Below are 15,907 nucleotides of genomic sequence, written 5' to 3' on the forward strand. Positions count from 1 at the left end.
CACTGTGAAAGGCCATCGCCATGCATATCGCCATCCTCACTTTCGAGGGCTACAACGAACTCGACTCCCTCATCGCCCTCGGCGTCCTCAACCGCGTCAAGAAGCCGGGCTGGCGCGTGTCGATCGCCAGTCCGACGGAGCGGGTCCGCTCGATGAACGGCGTGGTCATCGAGTCGATGGCCACCCTCGACGAAGCCTGCGCTGCCGACGCGGTGCTCGTCGGCAGCGGCAGCCAGACCCGCGAAGTCGTCGCCGACCAAGCGCTGATGGCGCGATTGCGGCTCGACCCATCCCGGCAGCTGCTTGCCGGACAGTGTTCCGGCACACTGGTATTGGCCAAGCTCGGACTGCTGGACGGCGTCCCCGCCTGCACCGATCTCACCACCAAGCCCTGGGTCCAAGCGGCGGGCGTCGACGTGCTCAACCAACCCCTCTTCGCCAAGGGCAACATCGCCACCGCTGGCGGCTGTCTCGCTTCGCCCTACCTCGCGGCCTGGATGATCGCCCGCTTGGAGAGCGTCGAAGCGGCCGAGGAAGCGCTGTATTACGTTGCGCCGGTGGGGGAGAAGGAAGACTACGTCGCCCGCGCGATGGGAAACATCACCCCGTACCTGCACGACGCCACCGTGCCAGCGTGACGCAACCGCCAGCAGGCCGCGAACACCGTTGACCCTGGCCTAGCGATTGCGGCTAAGCCGGAAGGTTGTCGGCGCGAATGTTGCGGAGGGCGTAGTCGACTGCGGGGTCCGCGCGGAGTTTCCAGTCCGGTCCGGTGAAATAGCTTGCGGCGGTTTTGTCGCCGTCGACGAGGTAGCGCAGCCAGGCGAGGGTGATGGTTGCCGTGGGGTTGTGGGCGGCGTCGTCGAAAGGGGTCCAGTGGGTTACGCCCTTGAGGCACACCAGGATTGCGGGGGCGTTGAACGCGAGTTCGTATTCGACCAGGCGCGGGAGGAAGTGCGGGACGATGAAATCGGCGGCGCCGGTGAGGTAGAGGGTGGGGACGTTGACGAGGAAGGCGGCCGCGACCGGCCCCGGTTGCGTGGGGACGGCACCGATGATGCGAAAATCCGGATCGATCAGCTGGTAGATGTTCGCTGGGATACCGGCGCCGTTGATCGCGGCGCCGCCGCCGCCGGAGTGGCCGCCGATCACGGTGCGACTGAGATCGAGCTTGCCGTGCAACACATTTCGGGGATCGCGATTGGCCGCCGATAGGGCTGCCGCGGCGGCGAGGGGGAGTTCGTCCAGCGAGTTGATCAGGTCGTGCGGCATCGCGACGACGAAACCGTTGCTCGCCCACAGCCGGGCGCTGGCGTCGTAATTGCCTGGCTCGGAGGTGAATCCGGGAATCCAGACGACCGTCGGCACCCGGGTCATCGTGGCGATGTCCTTCGGATAGTAGAAGTCGACGCCGACAGGCGAGTCCAGGCCGCCGGGGAATTCGCGGGTGCAGGTCATCGCCGAATGGTTACCGAGCACGTGACCGACGGCGTCGTACACCGCGTACAGCGCCTGGCACGGATACACCGCCGCCGTGCTCACCGCCTCGTGCTCGCCGGCAGGCGCGTATCGGCTCAGCGGGACGGGGCCGGGATCGTATGAATCGGCGGACGCGGGCGCGGCGAGCGACACACCGGCGAGCGCTCCAGCGGCGAGCACGGCCGCGATACCACGCCGAAATCCGAACCAGGACATACGCCACCCTCCGTAACCCAAGATCCGCAGGCCGCTCCGATCTGCCAGCGGCTGTAGGGGATCGACAATCGATCAGCACGCAGTGAACGAAACTAGGTCGACCGTCCAGTTTCCGTGATGCGTCGAAGCGGTAAATGCGGTGAGAACTTGACCGCGGTACGTGACCAATCGGGCATCACAACTGGTCGGCGCGCCGATTGTGCGGAATGCCAACTTCGGCTCGGTCCATGGAATCGAGACCTTCGCCGGTACGTCTCGGTTTACAGTGGATCGACGGTCCAGCACGAGATGTCGGGGGCGTTAGGCCTCGCCGGTGGGTTCTCGTCGGGAATCTATGGAGGTCGATCATGGGCGTCGCGGTCAGGGCGGAAGGCTGTACCAAATCCTTTGGGTCACAGCGTATTTGGCAGGACGTGTCGCTGTCGCTGCCCTACGGTGAGGTGAGCGCGTTGCTTGGCCCATCGGGTACCGGCAAGTCCGTCTTTCTGAAGTCGCTGATCGGGCTGCTGCGTCCGGAGCGCGGCTCGATCTATATCGGCGACACCGATATCACCACCTGCTCCAACAAGCAGCTCTACGAGATCCGCAAGCTCTTCGGCGTGCTTTTCCAGGACGGTGCGCTGTTCGGTTCCATGACCCTGTACGACAACGTCGCGTTCCCGCTGCGGGAGCACACGAAAAAGTCGGAGTCGCAGATCAAGAATATCGTCATGGAAAAGCTGGAGCTGACCGGTCTGCTCGGCGACGAGGGCAAGCTACCCGGTGAGATCTCCGGCGGCATGCGCAAGCGCGCGGGCCTGGCGCGCGCACTGGTTCTCGACCCGCAAATCATCCTGGTGGACGAGCCGGACTCCGGCCTGGACCCGGTGCGCACCTCCTATCTGAGCCAGCTGCTGATCGACATCAACGCGCAGATCGATGCCACCATCCTGATCGTCACGCACAACATCAACCTGGCCCGCACCGTGCCCGACAACATCGGCATGCTGTTCCGCCGCCAGTTGGTCATGTTCGGCCCGCGCGAGGTGCTGCTGACCTCCGATGAGCCGGTGGTCAAGCAGTTCCTCAACGGACGTATGCAGGGCCCGATCGGCATGTCCGAGGAGAAGGACGAGGCCCAGATGGCGCGCGAGCAGGCGATGTTCGACGCGGGCCATCATCACGGCGGTGCCGAAGAGGTCGAAGGCATCGCCCCGCAGATGCAGGCGACCCCCGGCATGCCGGTGCGTCAGGCGGTACTGCGCCGCAAGGACCGTGTCCGCGAGATCATGCACACCCTCCCGCACCCGGCCCAGGTGGCAATCCGCGAATCACTCGACCGCAACGACGATTGATCACTCGCTGATTGCCAGACGACGCGGATCGGCCGATCCTGAACAAGGGAGATGCGGTTCTACCGCCGATTTCCGGGCGGTTCGTCCTAGCGGAGGAGTGGCCGTGGCGACAGTGCGAGAAGCGTCCTACGAGGTGTTACGTGTGCACGGCATGACGACATTCTTCGGTAATCCAGGCTCCAACGAATTACCCTTTCTGCAGGATTTTCCGGCGGACTTCCGCTATATCCTCGCGCTGCACGAAGGCGCCGGACTTGCCATGGCCGACGGATACGCACAGGCCACCGGCAATCCAGTGCTGGTAAATCTGCACTCGGCCGCCGGTGTCGGGCAGGCGATGGGGAACCTGGTCAACTCCTATATGGCGGGCACCCCGCTGGTCATCATCAGCGGCCAGCAGTCCCGTCAGCTGCTCACCTCGCAGGGCATGCTCGCCAATCCCGATCCGACGACATTGCCTAAGCCACACGTCAAGTGGAGCTTCGAGGCGCCGTCGCCGCAGTCCGTCCCCGCGGTGCTCGCCCGCGCCATCGCGTGCGCGACGTCGGCGCCGACCGGCCCCGTCTATGTGTCTGTGCCGCTATCGGATTGGCAGGAAACAGCGGACTCCGACAACCAGCCGTACCTGGTCGCTCGCACGATCCAAGGGCGGCCCGTCGCCCCCGCTGCCGCGGTACAACGGCTCGCTCAGCGGTTGAACGCCGCGCGAAATCCGGTGCTGGTGCTTGGCCCCGACGTCGATGTGTGTGGCGGCTGGGACGCGGCGGTCGCGCTGGCGGAACGGGCCGCGCTACCGGTGCTGCTGGGTAGTTTCGAGTACTCGCGGATCGGATTCCCCACCGACCATCCTTGTTATCAAGGCACTTTGGGCCTTTCCGTCGAACAGATCCACGAGCAGCTCGCACCGTACGATTTCATCGCCTGGATCGGCGGAGCCGTGCTGCCGTATCACGCCTGGACGCCGGGCCCGTATCTGAAACCCGGCACCGAACTGGTGTCGGTGACCGCCGACCCGGATCATGCGGCGCGTAGCCCGGTTGGCGATGCGATAGTCGGTGACCCCGCCGATGCGCTTGCCCGGCTGGCCACACTCGTCGAATCGGGTAAACGTCGTGCACCCCAGCCGCTTTCGCGGCCATCAGGGCAGCCAGGCAGTGCTCTCACCAATACGCGACTCAAGCAGGTCCTCGCTGAGCTACGCCCCGCTGATGTCTCCTGGGTGTACGAGGCTCCGTCCCTGGGCTGCTGGTGGGACATGGTGCCGATCAACCAGCCCAACAGCTACTTCTACGCTGCGGCAAGCGGATTGGGCTACGGACTACCCGCCGCGGTCGGCGTCGCACTCGCGCAGCCGGACAGGCGGGTGATCGCGCTGATCGGTGACGGCTCCGCGAACTACAGCATCACCGGTCTCTGGTCGGCGGCGCAACAGCAGCTCGACATCACCTATGTCATTGTCCGCAACGGCATTTACCAGGTCCTCGCCGATTTCGGCTCGTGGCTGAACGCTCCCGAACTACCCGGGCTGACGCTACCGGGCATCGACTTCGTCTCCATCGCACAGGGTTACGGAGTGCCCGGCGTTGCCGTCGCGGGTCCGGACGCGCTCGCCAGTGCATTGAAGAACTCGTGCACCAGCCAGGGCCCTTCGCTGATTCAAGTCGATGTCGTGCCGGAAACGAGCGACATCTTCTCCTGATCCGGCGAGTTGTGAACGCTGCGGAGTGTGGCGAGCGGCCGTACGGGGCCGACTCGCCAATTACCTTGCTGCCCAACTATGTAACTAGGCTGGCTTGCCGAACTCCTCGATCAGCACCGGATACTGCTCGCCGCCATGCCCGGCGGCGATCGAGCGGTCGGCCATCGCTTTGAACAACTTCGGCAGTTCGGCGTTGACGCCCAGCGCCTCGCTCTCCTCGATCAGGTGCGTCATCGCCCGCGCATCGGTCTCCAGCGCCGACACCTCGGCGGGAAAGGAACCGCTGTCGATTTGCTCGGCGTAACCAGGCAGCCATTCGGCCACCCCGACCGCCATCTGCTTGGCAAACAGCGCGTACGTCGCGGCGTCAACCCCGGCCGTTCTGAGCATCGCGGTGCCTTGGAGCCAGGCGTTCAGAACGCTCCACATCATGGCCAGACCCGCCACGTCGTATAGCGACGCCAGCCCATGATCCGCGCCGAGGTAGGTGAGTGCGCCGAGTGCGCCGAGTGTCGGCTGGTGCGCCTCGAAATCCGACTCCGGGCCGCTGTGCAGAATCATCGCCTCCTCGGTCCCGATCCCCGCCGGGATGGCCATGATCGCGCCATCGAGATAACGCGCGCCGCGCTGCTCGGCCCAGCGCGCGGTCTCCCTGGCCTGGGCCGAGCTGCCCGAGGTCAGGTTGAGCAGGGTCGTGCCGTCGAGTTCGCTCGCGTCGAGCAACTCGTGCATGGTCGAGTAGTCGGTGACGCAGATGATCGTCAACGCGCTCGCCGCGAGCGCGTCGCCGACCGTCGGCGCCAGTCGTGCGCCTTGGGCCACCAGCTGATCAGCCTTGGCGGGCGTGCGGTTCCATACGGTGGTGCGATGCCCGGCCTTCAGGAACGCGCCGGCGAGTGCCTGGCCCATCAGCCCCAGCCCGAGGACGGTCACGGAGGTTTCGGTTGTCTTGGTCATGGCAGCATCATCAACGTTGATATCGGTGTGAAGGTCAAGTGAGGTTTGCGATGTTGATCGGGGAACTGAGTAGTCGGACGGGCGTCAACGCCCATCAGTTGCGCTACTACGAGGCTCAGGGGTTGCTGGAGGCCGACCGCGGCGCGAACGGTTACCGCGAGTACGACGAGACCGCTGTGTTGCGGGTGAAGCAGATCCGGCATCTGCTCGGTGCCGGTCTGTCCTCCGATGACATCGCGTATCTGCTGCCCTGCGCGGTGGGCGAGGCCCCGGAGTTGCCGGGGTGCCCGGAATTGCTGGCCGCCATGCGGACTCGGCTTGGCAGGCTGAACGATCAGCTGGACCGGCTCGCGCAATCCCGCGACGCGCTCGCCGATTACATCGATGCGGCCGAGCGAACGGGCGGCGAGAGCTATCCACCGTTCGAGAATGCTGACCCGTTGCCCGTCTCGGCCTGAGTAGCTGGCGCGCTCGGCTTCCCGAGTGCACAAATGTTTGCGGCACGTTTCTCGTGTTCGTCAATGGAAATGCGACTGGCCTGTGTAATTTGCTAATTGATAGCTCGGGTGGCCTTAATTCATTGAGACCAGGAGAGTCGATCATGGCAATCAGGAAATTCGCTGCTATCGGCCGGCGTGCGCGCCGGAAACCGGTGGCGCGACAGGTGGCGGAATGCCCGCATACGCCCGCTGATTCATGGCCGTTGGCGGTATTGGTCGCCGCGCTCGCCCTGGCCGCGATATTCGCGCCCGCATGTAGTAAGTCGGAGTCGCATACTCGGCCGGGTGACAAAGCGACCGTGCAGGAGCGTCCGGCATCGAGGGGATCGACGTGCGCGGTGTGGCGGCCAACCGATCAGTGGCCGGAAAGCTCCTGCCAGATCTGGCGTGAGGCGGCCAATGGGTTTGCGGCGACGGTGGGTTCGGAGTTCCAGATTCGGGTGAGTGACTGAGCGGGGGTGAATTCCGGCCAGCCGGGATCTCCGTTGGTGGCGAAGGAGATCCAGGAGGCGCGGAGTTGTTCGGACAGTCGCAGCAGGCTTTCCGGCGGTCGCGGGCCGCCGAGCACGAAGGAGGCCAGCGGGCTGTCGGTATTGCCGAGGGTGGCCGGGATGTCCGCGACGTGGCAGGCGCCGAGGATGCCGCCGAGAGCTGGGCTGGCCCAGGTGAAGTCGTAGACGTGGCTGCGTCCGCCCGCGGCGGTGTGCGCCTCGGCGAGCCAGATGGCGGGCATCCGGAACATCGCGTCGGAATACATCACGGTGTACAGCTGGGCGTCGGTGGCGGCCGGGTAGGCGGCGCGATAGGCGGCGGGCGCCGAGGGCGGGAGGCCGAGATGGGTTGCGGTGCTGGACACATCGACCGTGCGCAGGCGACTGCGACGGGGTGTCGGCGGCAAGCCGTTGCGGCGTAACCCGCGTGCTGCCATCCGTGCGAAGGTCGGCAGCCCCTTGAGCATTGTCGACATGCTGGGTTGAATCAGGCCGCGGCTCAACGCGAACAGGGTGAACTCGTCGTGGGTCGAACCGGAGATCAGATCGATGTCGCGGGCGACTCCCGAACCGAGTGCGAGCCATGGCTTGTCCACCACCGTGCTGCCGTCGATGACCGGAGTGAAGGCGGTGATCGCCTCGGGCGTCGCCCACGCGCCGGGGTCGGCCTCCATCGCGGCGAGCGGCTCGTCCTGTACGGAGAGCAACGCGAGAGGTGTCTGTGTCGCGAGCTCGGCAACCTTGACACCTAGTGCGCCAGCGATGATTTCGGCGATCCGCTCGGCTTCTTCCTCGGGCAGCAGCCGTGCGGCGGGGCTCTGCACGATGGCACGCCGGAACAGCCCACGTGCGCCGGGCGCGGTGAGCAGCGCGGCGATGGAGAGACCGCCGCCGGATTCGCCGAAGAGGGTCACATTGTCCGGGTCGCCACCGAAGGCGGCGACATTTTCGTGGACCCAGCGCAGCGCCGCGGTCTGGTCGAGGAAGCCACGATTGGCGGGGGCACCGGGGACAAAACCGAAGCCCTCGAAGCCGACTCGATAATTGAACGTCACCAGGACGACGCCGCCGCGCGCGAGGATCGCGCCGTCGTGCGCCGGGTCGCTGGACGATCCCGCCTTCCAGCCGCCACCGTGGATCCACACCATGACGGGCAGCCGGTCACCGGGGCCGCCTGGCGTCCAGACGTTCACACTCAGGCAGTCGAGTCCGTCGGCGGGCCGCCACAGCGGCGGCGTTCCTGGTGTCAGCGGCAGCTGCGGTGGCGCGGCACTGTATTCCAGGGCCGGCCGGACGCCGTCCCAGCCGGCTACCGGGACGGGTGCCTGCATGCGGAGCGCGCCGGACGGCGCGGCGGCGTAAGGGATGCCTTTGAAGACGAAAAGCGCACCGTCCCTGCGGCCTTCGACGGTCCCCGCCGTCGTCGTGGCAACTACTCCCATGACTCCACTCCTACTCTGCCCGCGAGTCCGGGATCACGGCGGTGACTTCGATCTCGACCTTGGCGTCCGGCTCGACCAGGCGGGTCACCTCGATGGCGGTCATCGCCGCACTGAAGTCGCCGATGACCTCGCGGAAGGCAACGCCGATCTCCCGATACGCGCCGACGTAGGCATCGACATCGGTGACGTACCAGGTCATTCGGACGATGTGCGCGGGTTGCGCACCCGCCTCGGCAAGCACGGCCACAATGTTGCGCAACGCTTGGCGCACCTGGTCCGCGATGTCGTGCGAGCGAATCACGCCCTCGGCGTCCCAGCCGATCATGCCTGCCACGAACACCATTTCCCCGCGCGCGGCAATACCGTTCGCGTACCCGCGCGGCCGCGGCCACCCCGGCGGCTGCAGCACCCTCATGCGGTCGCCGCCGAATCACCGTGCACCGCACCGATTTCACGCAGCCGGAAGCGTTGCAGCTTGCCGGTCGGCGTGCGCGGCAGCGCGTCGACGAAGGCGATGGCCCTCGGGTACTTGTACGGTGCCACTGTCTGTTTCACGAAATCCTGCAATTCCTCGACCATCCCGTCGCGTGTCTCGATCTCCGCGCGCAGCACCACATACGCCTTGACGATTTGACCGCGATCCTCATCGGGCACCCCGACCACGGCGCAGTCGGCCACCGCGAAGTGTCCGGCCAACGCGTCCTCGACCTCGGGTGCGGCGATGTTATAGCCGGACGACACGATCATGTCGTCCGAGCGCGCCTGATAGTGGAAATAGCCGTCGACGTCGATCGAGTAGGCGTCGCCGGTGTAGTTCCAGCCGTCGCGCACGTAGGCGGTCTGCCGCTCATCGGCGAGATAACGACAGCCGGTCGGGCCGCGCACCGCGAGTAGCCCGATCTCGCCGGGGCCCAGCGTATTTCCGTCCTCGTCCACCACGCGCGCCTCATATCCGGGTACCGCGAGCCCCGTCGCGCCGGGCCTGGCGTGTGCTTCGTCGGCGGAGATGAAGATGTGCAGCATCTCGGTGGCGCCGATGCCGTCGATCAGCTCGATGCCGGTCGCCTCGCGCCATCGGGCGCGGGTGCTCGGCGGCAACGATTCACCCGCCGAGACGCATTTGCGCAGCGAGGTGTCGCTCAGGTCGTGCCGGGCCAGGATGCGATACGAGGTGGGCGCGGTGAAAAGCACTGTCGCGCCGAACTTCTCGATCGCTTCGAGCAGCTGCGGTGGGCCTGCCTGCTCGAGCAGCACGGTGCAGGCGCCGACCGTCATCGGAAACAGCAGCAGCCCACCGAGTCCGAACGTGAAGGCCAGCGGCGGGCTGCCGATGAACACGTCGTCGGGTTCCGGCCGCAGAATGTGCCGAGGGAAGCAGTGGCAGATCGCCATGACGTCGCGATGGAAGTGCACGGTCGCCTTCGGCACGCCGGTGGTGCCGGAGGTGAACGCGATGAGGCAGACGTCGTCGGCGGCAGTGTCGACCGTGTCGAACCGGCCGTCGTGGCGGGCCATCAGCGCTTCGAGGCCGTCGTCGGATTCGCGGTGGAAGTAGCGCACCTGGTTCAACGTGGGGCAGGCCGCTGCCACGGCGTCGAGTCGCGCGGACAGCGCGGCATCGCAGAGCGCGTGCGTGATTCGCGCCTTGTCGACGATCTGGGTGAGTTCCTTGACCCGCAGCAGCGGCATGGCCGTCACGGCGATGCCGCCCGCCTTCATCACGGCGAACCAGCACGCCGCGAGCATGGGGTTGTTCGGCGCGTCCAGCAGCACCCGATTGCCCGGTACGAGGCCCATATCGTGCACCAGCACCGCCGCGATGCGGTTGGCCTGCTGGTGCAGGTCGGCGTAGGTCCAGCGTGGTCCGCCGGGGGCCTGTATGCACAGACGGCCGCCGTCGCCGTCGGCCAGCCGCCGGTCGAGTAGTTCTGCGGCGCAATTGAGTTGGGCCGGAAACCGCAGTTCGGGTGCGTCGAACACCAGGTCGGGCCACTGGTCGAGCGGGGGAAGGTTGTCGCGGGCGAAGGTATCTAGGTGGGCGCTTGTCATTTCGAACCTTGTGGGAGAGAAGGAAAATCAAGAAATGGTGCCGCGCAGGACTTCGCGGGCGATGATCAGTTGCTGCACCTCGGTAGCGCCCTCGTAGATGCGCAGGGCGCGGACGTCACGGTAGAGCCGCTCGACCGGCCGGTCGCTGACCACGCCGAGTGCGCCCCACATTTGCACGGCCGCGTCTATAACCCGTTGGGCGCCTTCGGTTGCGGCCATCTTGGCCATGGCCGCCTCGCGGGTGACGGGTCGTCCTTGATCGCGCTGCCAGGCGGCGCGATAGGTGAGCAGCGCGGTCGAGTCGATCGTGGTGGCCATCTGCGCGAGTTCGGCTCGGGTGAGCTGGAAGTCGGCCAGTACGCCACCGAACATGCGCCGCGAGGTCGACCTCGTGAGGGCCTCGGCCATGGCCTTGCGGGCGAAGCCGAGGGCGGCGGCCGCCACCGACGTCCGGAAGATGTCGAGGGTGCGCATCGCGAGCGCGAAACCTGTACCCGCGTCGCCGAGCCGATGGGTTGCCGGGACCCGACAGCCCTCGAAGCGTAACCGTGCCAAGGGATGCGGGGCGATCAGGTCGATGCGCTCGGCGATATGCAGGCCGGCAGTGTCCGCGTCGACGATGAAGGCCGAGATGCCCCGTGCGCCTTCGGCTTCCCCGGTGCGCGCGAACACCACGTAGAAGTCCGCGATGCCGCCGTTGGAGATCCAGGTCTTCTCCCCGTCGATGACGAACCCGTCCCCGTCGGCGCGGGCGGCGCACGACAGCGCGGCGGCATCGGACCCCGCGTCGGTCTCCGAGAGCGCGAACGCGGCGATCGCGGCACCGGTCGCCACCCGCGGCAGATAGTGTCGCTTCTGCTCGTCGGTGCCCGCGAGGCTGATCGCACCGGAGCCGAGTCCCTGCATGGCGAAGGCGAAGTCGGCGAGCGCGTTGTGTTCGGCGAGGATTTCGCGAGCCAGACAGATGGCGCGCGTGTCGATCTGGTCGCGACTGCCGCCGAACTCCGTACCGGCGACGGTGTGTCGGAGCCAGCCCGCGTCGCCGAGCGCGCGGACCAGCCGACGACATCGGGCGTCGACGTCGGTGCTGGTGCCGCTGTTCAGGTGACCGGCGGCCCAGTCCTGCAGTGCGGCGGCAAGCTTGCGGTGCTCGTCCTCGAAAAACGGCCAGTCCCAATGATCTTCGGACATGGCTAGTTCCCTTCGAACTTCGGCCGTTGCTTGTCGCGGAACGCGTGATAAGCGCGTTTGAAGTCTTCGGTGAGCATGCACAGCGCTTGGGCCTGCGCCTCGGCCTCGATGGCTTGGTCCACCGTCATCGACCACTCCTGGTGCATCATGGTTTTGGTGATGCCCTGGGCGAAGGTGGGGCCCTCGGCCAGGCGGTGCGCGAGCTGACCCGCGGTGTCGAGTAGTTGCTCCGGTTCGGCCAGTTGGTTGAAGAATCCCCACGCGTAAGCCTCGTCGCCGGTCATCGCCCGCCCGGTGTAGAGCAATTCGGACGCGCGCCCCTGCCCGATAATGCGCGGCAAGATCGCGCAGGCGCCCATATCGCACCCGGCGAGCCCGACTCGGGTGAACAGGAAAGCCGTTGCGCTGCGCGCAGTTCCGACCCGCAGATCGGACGCCATCGCGAGAATCGCGCCAGCCCCGGCGCAGACCCCGTCGACGGCGGCCACGATCGGCTGCGGACAAGCCCGCATCGCCTTGACCAGATCGCCGGTCATTCGGGTGAACATCAAGAGCTCGGGCGCGGGCAGCGCGATCAACGGGCCGATGATGTCGTGCACATCGCCGCCGGAGCAGAAGTTCTCGCCAGCGCCGTGCAGCACGATCACCGCGACGTCCTCGGCATAAGCCAAGCGGCGGAACAGGTCTCGCAACTCGGCGTAGGAATCGAAGGTCAACGGATTCTTACGGTCCGGACGATCGAGCATGATCGTGCCGACGCCCTCGTGGACATCCCACCGGAAATGAATACTCGGGTAGTCGGCGAGGGTGCTGCGGTTGGCCTCGCGCAGTGCGGGGTCGAGATGTTGGGTCATCAGCGTTCCTGGTGATTCGATACGGGGGAGTGGTCGGCCGTCGCGGCGAGATGGACCCGGAGTTGCCCGAGTAGATCGAAGAGCGCCTGCTCGTCGCCGCGGCCGAAACCGGCGAACATCTCGGTGAGCCAGCGTTCATGTTCGGCGGCCATCTCTTCGAAGCGTTCGCGCCCGAGGTCGGTCAGCCGCACCAGCGTCGCGCGTTTGTCGACCGGGTCCGGAACCCGGTCGACCCAGCCCTCGGCCACCAGCTGATCGGTGAGGCCAGTGACATTGCCGCCGGTCACCATCAGATAGCGGGACAGCGCGCTCATCCGCAGGCCGTCGTGATGCCGGTCGAGCTGGGCCAGATAGTCGAAGCGGGGCAGGGTGGTGGCGAACCGTAGCCGCAGCCGGGTGCGGATTTCCTGCTCGATCTCGTTGGTAGTGGCCAGCAATCGCAACCACAACCGCACATCGAGGTGGTCGCCGGAGACAGTGCGAGCCTCCATGCCGATGCGTTCGTCGTCGAGCTCGTGGCGGGTGGACACCTCACATCACCTCCCCGCCGCTGACCGAAATCGATTGCCCGGTAATCGAAGCCGCCGCGTCCGAGCAGAGCCACGCCGCGGTGGCCGCGACCTCGTCCGGCTCGATCAGCCTGCCCTGCGGGTTGTGCCGGGTGAACGCCGCCCGCGCTTCGCCGGGGCTCCGGCCGGTCGTCTCGGTCACGTTGGTCACGCTCTCCTGCAACAGGTCGGTGTCGGTGAAGCCGGGGCAGATCGCGTTCACGGTGATCGGGGTGTTCGCGAGTTCCAGTGCCAGCGCGCGGGTCAGGCCGATCACGCCGTGTTTGGCCGCCGCGTAGGCGGTGACGTAGGGGTAGCCGCGCAGGCCCGCCGTGCTGGCGATGTTGACGACTCGGCCACGTCCGGCGGCGAGCATGTCGATGACCGCGCTCCTGGTGCACAGGAAGGTGCCGGTGAGGTTGACCGCGAGCATGCGCTGCCACAGTTCGTCGGTGGTACGCCGCAGCGGCGCGCTTGCCGCCTGCCCGGCGTTGTTCACCAGGATGTCCACCGCGCCGTGCAGGAGCCGGGCGTCGGTGAACGCGGCGGCGACCGCCTCCGGGTCGGTGATGTCGCACGCGATGGCGTGCGCCTGCGCCGACTTCGGCAGCCGCGCAACGGTTTCGGTGGCGCGGACGAAATCACGAGACAGCAGGGTGAGGCGCGCGCCATCGCGCGCGAGTCTGTTCGCGATGGCGGCACCGATGCCGCGGGACCCGCCGGTGACGAGCGCGTGCCGGTCGGCCAGGCCGGGGGTGGAATCGGGCATGGTCAGCCTCTCCCCGCCGCGGCGGCCTGCTGGCGCTGGATGTTCGCTTCGAATTGCCGCTTGGCGGCCCGATATTGCTTGGGCCAGCCGAGCTCGGTGTAGCCGATCTTGGCCGCCTCGGTGAGCGTCCAGGACGGGTTCGCCAGGTGCGGGCGGGCGATGGCACACAGGTCGGCCCGTCCGGCGGCGACGATGCTGTTCACGTGGTCGGCCTCGGAGATCGCCCCGACGGCGATCGTGGCGATCCCCGCCTCCTGGCGCACTCGGTCGGCGAACGGCGTCTGCCACATCCGCCCGAAGGTCGGTTGCTCCTGCTTGGTCACCTGGCCCGAGGAACAGTCGATCAGGTCGGCACCCGCCTCCTTGAACCGCTTCGCGATCGTGACGGCGTCGGCCGGGGTGATGCCGCCCTCGGCCCAGTCGTGTGCCGAAATCCGCACCGACATCGGGAGTTCGGCGGGCCACACGTCGCGCACCGCGGCGAAGACCTCCAGCGGATAGCGCAGCCGGTTCGCCAGCGACCCACCGTAGTCGTCGGTGCGCTGGTTGGTCAGCGGCGAGATGAAGCTGGACAGTAGATAGCCGTGCGCGCAATGCAATTCGAGCCAGTCGAAGCCCGCGGCGGCCGTGCGGCGGGCGGCGACGACGAACTGTTCGGTCACCTGGTCCATGTCGGCCCTGGTCATCGCCCGCGACCACTGGCTCACCCCGTCCAGGTACTGCTGCGGCGACGCCGAGATCAATGGCCAGTTCGGTTCGTCATCGTCGGGTGTCAGCGGTTGATCGGTGCCGTCCCACATGCGGCGGGTGGAACCCTTCGCACCTGAATGTCCGAGCTGCATACCGATTTTCGCGTCGGTGTTGGCGTGCACCCACGCGGCGATGCGCTGCCACGCCTGCCGCTGCTCGTCGGTGTACAGGCCTGGGCAGCCGGGCGTGATCCGGCCCGTGGCGCTGACACAGGTCATTTCGGCGAACACCAGCCCGGCGCCGCCTTGCGCGCGGGCGCCGAGATGCACGAGGTGGAAATCGCCGGGCACGCCGTCGACGGCCGAATACTGGGCCATCGGTGAGACGATCACCCGATTCTTCAGCGTCACCGACCGGGCGGTGTATGGCGTGAACATCGGTGGGACGGAGGGCTCTTCGGCGGTTCGAGTAACTCCGGCGCGCGCGTCGAACCAGCGCTCGTAATCCTCTAGCCAGCCCTTGTCGCGCAGGCGCAGATTCTCGTGACTGATCCGCTGACTGCGGGTGAGCATCGAGTACATGAACTGTTCGGGTTCCAGTTGGTCGCAATAGCGTTCGCCGCACACCTCGAACCACTCCATCGCGTTCCATGCCGCGTTCTGCAGTCGTAGTGCGTCGATCGACCGGATCTCCTGGTAGTGCGTGAGCACGTCGGGCAGGTCCGCGGGGGTGTCGCCGCGCTCGCCGAGTTGGCGGACCAGCTCGATGGCGTCTTCCAGTGCCAGCTTGGTCCCCGAGCCGATGGCGAAGTGCGCGGTGTGCACGGCGTCGCCCATCAGCACGACGTGGCTGTTGCCGTTGTGCAGCCACCACTGTTCGCACTTGACCCGCTGGAAGTTCTGCCATCCCGATCCCGGCAGGTGACGAGAGTTCGTCATCAGCTTCTGGCCCCGCAGATTGTCGGCGAACACCTTCTCGCAGAACGCCACCGACTCATCCGGGGTGGCCTGGTCGAGCCCGTGGGCCCGCCACACGTGTTCCGGTGCTTCGACGATGAAGGTGCTGGTGTTCTCGTCGAACTTGTAGATATGTGCCTGCAACCAGCCGTGTTCGGTCTCGACGAAGTCGAAAGTGAAAGCGTCGTAAAGCTTCTCGGTGCCGAGCCAGATGTAGCGGTTGGGGCGCGTCACGAGGTCGGGCACGAAGACGTCTTGGTGGCGGCCGCGGATCTTGGAGGAGATCCCGTCGGCCGCGACGATCAGGTCCGCATCGGGAAACTCACTGTCGGAGTTCACCTCTCGATCGAACTCCAGCCGCACCCCGACCTCTTCGCACCGCGCCTGCAGGATGTTCAGCAGCTTCTTCCGCCCGATCCCGACGAAACCATGCCCGCCCGAACGCAAGACCCGCCCCTTGAACCGCAGCTCGATGTCATCCCAATGGTTGAACGCCGACTCGATCCGATCCGCGGTCACCCGATCCCAGACCCGCATCGTCTCCATCGTGGCATCGGAAAACACCACCCCCCACCCGAAAGTGTCATAGGGCCGGTTACGTTCGACCACGGTCACCTCGTGATCAGCATTGAGCTGCTTCATCAACAACCCGAAGTACAGTCCAGCGGGCCCGCCGCCGATGCACACGACCTTCATACATCTCCTCAGCAGCCGCGATACCAAGTACTTTAT

Annotated in this window: 14 protein-coding genes; 4 read left to right on the plus strand and 10 right to left on the minus strand. The window is 66.5% G+C overall.

What is annotated here, in order from left to right; genetic code table 11:
- Window positions 1-20 precede the first annotated feature (20 nt).
- Window positions 21-638 carry a DJ-1/PfpI family protein gene (locus ACIA8C_RS20175; protein ID WP_397136744.1) on the plus strand — a complete coding sequence of 206 codons (618 nt, stop codon included), beginning with the start codon at window positions 21-23 and terminating at the stop codon, window positions 636-638.
- A 52-nt stretch (window positions 639-690) separates the two neighbouring features.
- On the opposite strand, the gene ACIA8C_RS20180 is transcribed toward ACIA8C_RS20175, so the two are convergent.
- On the minus strand, window positions 691-1,695 hold the full coding sequence (locus tag ACIA8C_RS20180; protein WP_397136746.1) for a hypothetical protein: 1,005 nt from the start codon (window positions 1,693-1,695) through the stop codon (window positions 691-693).
- A 347-nt stretch (window positions 1,696-2,042) separates the two neighbouring features.
- On the opposite strand from ACIA8C_RS20180, the gene ACIA8C_RS20185 reads away from it, so the two are divergent.
- Window positions 2,043-3,029, plus strand: coding sequence for an ABC transporter ATP-binding protein (locus ACIA8C_RS20185; protein ID WP_397136748.1), 987 nt, complete (start codon window positions 2,043-2,045; stop codon window positions 3,027-3,029).
- A gap of 103 nt (window positions 3,030-3,132) precedes the next feature.
- Complete coding sequence (gene mdlC / locus ACIA8C_RS20190) at window positions 3,133-4,728, plus strand: benzoylformate decarboxylase (RefSeq protein WP_397136750.1); 1,596 nt, start codon at window positions 3,133-3,135, stop codon at window positions 4,726-4,728.
- Between the two features lie 84 nt (window positions 4,729-4,812).
- Here the strand turns inward: mdlC and ACIA8C_RS20195 are convergent, their stop codons facing one another.
- Window positions 4,813-5,685 (minus strand): NAD(P)-dependent oxidoreductase, encoded by an 873-nt coding sequence (locus ACIA8C_RS20195; RefSeq protein WP_397136752.1) that lies wholly within the window; start codon window positions 5,683-5,685, stop codon window positions 4,813-4,815.
- Window positions 5,686-5,735: 50 nt separating this feature from the next.
- Here ACIA8C_RS20195 and ACIA8C_RS20200 point away from each other — a divergent pair, with 50 nt between their 5' ends.
- Window positions 5,736-6,143, plus strand: a complete 408-nt coding sequence (locus ACIA8C_RS20200; protein ID WP_397136754.1) for a MerR family transcriptional regulator — start codon at window positions 5,736-5,738, stop codon at window positions 6,141-6,143.
- A gap of 397 nt (window positions 6,144-6,540) precedes the next feature.
- Here ACIA8C_RS20200 and ACIA8C_RS20205 read toward each other — a convergent pair whose 3' ends face one another.
- Genes ACIA8C_RS20205 through ACIA8C_RS20240 form a run of 8 tightly spaced genes read right to left on the minus strand, consistent with a single transcriptional unit; the run spans window position 6,541 to window position 15,871 of the window.
- Window positions 6,541-8,118: a carboxylesterase/lipase family protein gene (locus ACIA8C_RS20205; protein ID WP_397136756.1), complete on the minus strand. Its 1,578-nt coding sequence runs from the start codon at window positions 8,116-8,118 to the stop codon at window positions 6,541-6,543.
- A gap of 10 nt (window positions 8,119-8,128) precedes the next feature.
- Complete coding sequence (locus ACIA8C_RS20210) at window positions 8,129-8,533, minus strand: RidA family protein (protein WP_397136758.1); 405 nt, start codon at window positions 8,531-8,533, stop codon at window positions 8,129-8,131.
- A complete protein-coding gene (locus ACIA8C_RS20215) occupies window positions 8,530-10,167 on the minus strand; it encodes an AMP-binding protein (protein ID WP_397136760.1) in 1,638 nt (545 codons plus the stop codon). Before ACIA8C_RS20215 ends, ACIA8C_RS20210 begins: the two co-directional genes overlap by 4 nt.
- 27 nt (window positions 10,168-10,194) lie before the next feature.
- Window positions 10,195-11,358, minus strand: coding sequence for an acyl-CoA dehydrogenase family protein (locus tag ACIA8C_RS20220; RefSeq protein WP_397136762.1), 1,164 nt, complete (start codon window positions 11,356-11,358; stop codon window positions 10,195-10,197).
- 2 nt (window positions 11,359-11,360) lie between these two features.
- Complete coding sequence (locus tag ACIA8C_RS20225; protein ID WP_397136764.1) at window positions 11,361-12,212, minus strand: enoyl-CoA hydratase family protein; 852 nt, start codon at window positions 12,210-12,212, stop codon at window positions 11,361-11,363.
- Window positions 12,212-12,742 carry a MarR family winged helix-turn-helix transcriptional regulator gene (locus ACIA8C_RS20230; RefSeq protein WP_397136766.1) on the minus strand — a complete coding sequence of 177 codons (531 nt, stop codon included), beginning with the start codon at window positions 12,740-12,742 and terminating at the stop codon, window positions 12,212-12,214. The genes ACIA8C_RS20225 and ACIA8C_RS20230 overlap by 1 nt, the downstream gene beginning before the upstream one ends.
- A 1-nt stretch (window position 12,743) precedes the next feature.
- A complete protein-coding gene (locus tag ACIA8C_RS20235; RefSeq protein ID WP_397136768.1) occupies window positions 12,744-13,529 on the minus strand; it encodes an SDR family NAD(P)-dependent oxidoreductase in 786 nt (261 codons plus the stop codon).
- Between the two features lie 2 nt (window positions 13,530-13,531).
- Window positions 13,532-15,871, minus strand: coding sequence for a bifunctional salicylyl-CoA 5-hydroxylase/oxidoreductase (locus ACIA8C_RS20240; RefSeq protein WP_397136770.1), 2,340 nt, complete (start codon window positions 15,869-15,871; stop codon window positions 13,532-13,534).
- Between the last annotated feature and the right edge of the window lie 36 nt (window positions 15,872-15,907).

Source organism: Nocardia sp. NPDC051321, from assembly GCF_044455225.1.
Lineage (GTDB): Bacteria > Actinomycetota > Actinomycetes > Mycobacteriales > Mycobacteriaceae > Nocardia.

Excerpts from the sequence above, each read along its gene's own strand:
- ACIA8C_RS20175 (WP_397136744.1), top strand. The coding sequence starts at position 21 with ATGCATATCGCCATCCTCACTTTCGAGGGCTACAACGAACTCGACTCC.
- ACIA8C_RS20215 (WP_397136760.1), bottom strand. The coding sequence starts at position 10,167 with ATGACAAGCGCCCACCTAGATACCTTCGCCCGCGACAACCTTCCCCCG.
- ACIA8C_RS20235 (WP_397136768.1), bottom strand. The coding sequence starts at position 13,529 with ATGCCCGATTCCACCCCCGGCCTGGCCGACCGGCACGCGCTCGTCACC.
- ACIA8C_RS20220 (WP_397136762.1), bottom strand. The coding sequence starts at position 11,358 with ATGTCCGAAGATCATTGGGACTGGCCGTTTTTCGAGGACGAGCACCGC.
- ACIA8C_RS20210 (WP_397136758.1), bottom strand. The coding sequence starts at position 8,533 with ATGAGGGTGCTGCAGCCGCCGGGGTGGCCGCGGCCGCGCGGGTACGCG.
- ACIA8C_RS20180 (WP_397136746.1), bottom strand. The coding sequence starts at position 1,695 with ATGTCCTGGTTCGGATTTCGGCGTGGTATCGCGGCCGTGCTCGCCGCT.
- ACIA8C_RS20185 (WP_397136748.1), top strand. The coding sequence starts at position 2,043 with ATGGGCGTCGCGGTCAGGGCGGAAGGCTGTACCAAATCCTTTGGGTCA.
- ACIA8C_RS20200 (WP_397136754.1), top strand. The coding sequence starts at position 5,736 with ATGTTGATCGGGGAACTGAGTAGTCGGACGGGCGTCAACGCCCATCAG.
- ACIA8C_RS20205 (WP_397136756.1), bottom strand. The coding sequence starts at position 8,118 with ATGGGAGTAGTTGCCACGACGACGGCGGGGACCGTCGAAGGCCGCAGG.
- ACIA8C_RS20195 (WP_397136752.1), bottom strand. The coding sequence starts at position 5,685 with ATGACCAAGACAACCGAAACCTCCGTGACCGTCCTCGGGCTGGGGCTG.
- ACIA8C_RS20240 (WP_397136770.1), bottom strand. The coding sequence starts at position 15,871 with ATGAAGGTCGTGTGCATCGGCGGCGGGCCCGCTGGACTGTACTTCGGG.
- ACIA8C_RS20225 (WP_397136764.1), bottom strand. The coding sequence starts at position 12,212 with ATGACCCAACATCTCGACCCCGCACTGCGCGAGGCCAACCGCAGCACC.